At 67.2% G+C, this 2,825-nt stretch carries 3 protein-coding genes; 1 reads left to right on the forward strand and 2 read right to left on the reverse strand.

The window, feature by feature from the left end; translation table 11 throughout:
- Nucleotides 1-148 precede the first annotated feature (148 nt).
- Nucleotides 149-610, reverse strand: a complete 462-nt coding sequence (locus ABT063_RS51805) for a pyridoxamine 5'-phosphate oxidase family protein (protein WP_351069319.1) — start codon at nucleotides 608-610, stop codon at nucleotides 149-151.
- A gap of 134 nt (nucleotides 611-744) precedes the next feature.
- Entirely contained in the window at nucleotides 745-1,971 is a 1,227-nt protein-coding gene (locus ABT063_RS51810) for an IS701 family transposase (RefSeq protein ID WP_351069320.1), read from the reverse strand.
- Nucleotides 1,972-2,136: 165 nt separating this feature from the next.
- Between ABT063_RS51810 and ABT063_RS51815 the strand changes: the two genes are divergently transcribed.
- Nucleotides 2,137-2,541 carry a type II toxin-antitoxin system PemK/MazF family toxin gene (locus ABT063_RS51815; protein ID WP_351069323.1) on the forward strand — a complete coding sequence of 135 codons (405 nt, stop codon included), beginning with the start codon at nucleotides 2,137-2,139 and terminating at the stop codon, nucleotides 2,539-2,541.
- Nucleotides 2,542-2,825 lie beyond the last annotated feature (284 nt).

Below are 2,825 nucleotides of genomic sequence, written 5' to 3' on the forward strand. Positions count from 1 at the left end.
CGACAACCGGGCCGTCGGCCTGCCCACCATCAGCTCCGGAAAGCGAAAGGGTCCACCGACTCCGTCGGCGGACCCTCGCGAAAGATCGAGGCTAGTACTCCAGCTGTAGATCGTGATCCGAGAGAGGCGCGTCGGCGAGGGACGGCCGTTATTCCAGCCACATTCCTTCGCGCATGATGACTCTCCCGCGTAGTTCCGGCTCGCCGCGCCAAGCGCGCACAGTCCTCGGGGCCACGCGTACATACAGAAAGGAACCCTTTTCCACGCGTGGATCCCACCCGAACTTGTCGGCGAAGGCCTCCGCTGCGGCTCCGGGCACCTCCTGGTCTGGGAAGCACTCCGCCTCCCCCTGGAGGAGCACCACGTCGAAGGTGTCCGGTAGCGCCAGGCGCACGCGCGGCTCTTTGCGGACGTTCCGCGCAGTCACGGAAGTGGCGCTGGTGCACATCCACACTGCTCGTCCATCCCACAAGAACCACAGCGGCACCTGGTGCGGCCCGTGATCAGGGTGAGCCGTCGACACCCATACATCCCGCTCGGTAACGAGCCGCTCCAGAGCGTCGCGCATACGCTCCGCCGTCTGGCGGCGAACGATTCCCGTGGTCTCCATGAGGACCGACCCTAGCCAGCAGGCGCGAAGCGCGCCTGAGGCGCAGGACCTACTCCCAGCGACCGATGAACCCCTCAGCTTTTGGCTCGGGGCGACCGACTTCGGTGCTCAGGGTGGCCAGCTGAAGTGCTCCGTCACGCTTGTCTCCGGTAGTGGCTGGCTCGTGATCGCGCCTGGTGGCTGCGTCGCCAGGCGGACCAGCTGAGCCGGTGGGCCGGGCCGTGAGCGGGCCGGACAACAACACTGATGAACAGGCGCTGGGTCTCGTTACAGGTTAGCGGGATCAGGTTGGCCGGCGTGGGGCGGTGTGCGTGTTCGTCGGCGCGGACGACGGCGAGGAAGGCATGGGCCAGCATCGCGAGGGTGACCCAGCGGGCCCAGGACGCGTAGCGGCGGACCTGGTGCTCATCCAGTCCGGCCAGCCCCTTCTCACTTTGGAAGGTTTCCTCCACCCGCCATCTGGAACCTGCGACCTTGACCAGGGTGGCGAGGGATGCCGACGTGGTGGAGTGACAGCGGTAATAGGCGAGTTCACCGGTGGTGCGGTTGCGGCGGATCAGCAACTGGTGGTGGCCCGGTGCCGCCTCGGCGAGGTCGATGACGGCCCAGTCGTAGAACCGCTGTCCCTTCGCGCCGCGTCCGGCCGAGAGCTTCTGCCAGGCCCGCTTCGGCACCTTCTTCACCAGCGCATCGGCGCGGAACGTGCCGGCGCCGGTGGTCATTTGGGCTGAGCAGGCCACTGCGAGGACGTAGCCGATGCCGCGTTTTTCCAGCGCGGATCGCAGTTTCGGGTTGCCGCCGTAGACCTCGTCACCCGTGACCCAGCCGACGCGGTGTCCAGTGTCCAGGAACCGTTCGATCATCACCCGGGCCAGTTCCGGCTTGGTCGCGAAGACGGTGTCCTCGCCGAGCCCCGCGGCCCGGCAGCGGTCCGGATCGCAGGTCCAGGAGCGCGGGATGTACAGCTCTCGGTCCACCGCCGCGTGCCCGCGCTCGCCGGCGTAGACGAGGTAGACGGCGACCTGAGAGTTCTCGATCCGCCCGGCGGTGCCGGTGTATTGGCGCTGGACCCCGACGGTGCGTGTGCCCTTCTTCACGTCGCCGGTCTCGTCGACGACCAGCACTGCGGCCTCGTCGTGGAGGTGCTCGACGACGTATTCGCGCACGTCGTCGCGGACGGCCTCGGCATCCCAGGCGGCCCTGCACAGCAGATGCTGCATGCCGTGCGGGGTGGCCTCCCCGGCCCACTCTGCGATCGTCCAGCAGTTCTTGCGCGGCAGATCCGACAGCAGGCCCAGCACCAAGCGCTTGGCCCGGAGGCGGGATTCGACCCGCGCGAACCGCCCGGCTATCCGGCTCATCAGGCCATCGAACGCCTCCTGCCAGCGGGCAGGGTCTACGCTGTGACCTGCGGCCACCGCGTGATCGTTTGTCTTCACACACCGATGATCAACGTGGCCGCACCCGTCTCCACAGCGCGTCAGGGTCGCGCAGCGTCCGCATGCGGTCCTGTGTCAGGAGGACATGTGCAACGTGGCGAAGTCTGGTGGGTCGAGTTCGACGAGCGGCGGCCGGTCGTACTGCTGTCGGAAGGCGACGCGTCCGGGATCCGGGTGATGCAGGTCGTGGCTCCGGCGGGCGTCGACATCAGCGGTCTGGGCGTCGAAGTGGCAGTAGGCGCCATGGAAGGACTGCCCTTTGAAGGCGTGCTGCGGTTCGCGTTCCCGTGTCCGGGCTTTACCCCTTGCACGTGGCTGACCACCGTGTCCCGGGACGACCTGATCGAGCGGGCGGGCGCCCTGCCCTACGCGAAACTCAACGAGATTGAGGATGCCCTCCGACTCGCTGGACAGGCGAAGGAGCGGATCCCGGCGACGACCGCGAAGCTCAGCGAAATAAGGGACGCCCTCCGTCTCGGTGGACTTGAGTAGTCGGGTAGGCGGAGAAGGAACGGACACCCTCGGTGGCGTGGTCGATCTCGTCCAGATGATCGACACTGACCACCTGTCTCCTCGGCGCCCCTCACCATCGAGATCACGATCTACGGCTGGAGTACTAGTGTCCTGAGTCGTTAGTTCGTTGGCGGTTGTAGGGCGTTGGGGGATGCCGGGTCCGAAGCCGTTGTTGGAGTTGTCCGATCGCGAGCGCAGGGTGTTGCGGGGCTGAGTGCGTTGGCGGACGGCGGGTCCTCCCCGGCGTCATCGCCGGGGTCGAC

This window comes from Streptomyces sp. NPDC002838 (assembly GCF_040295365.1).
In the GTDB taxonomy this organism is placed as follows: domain Bacteria; phylum Actinomycetota; class Actinomycetes; order Streptomycetales; family Streptomycetaceae; genus Streptomyces.

Coding starts and splice junctions, on each gene's coding strand:
- ABT063_RS51805 (WP_351069319.1), bottom strand. CDS start 610: ATGGAGACCACGGGAATCGTTCGCCGCCAGACGGCGGAGCGTATGCGC.
- ABT063_RS51810 (WP_351069320.1), bottom strand. CDS start 1,971: ATGAGCCGGATAGCCGGGCGGTTCGCGCGGGTCGAATCCCGCCTCCGG.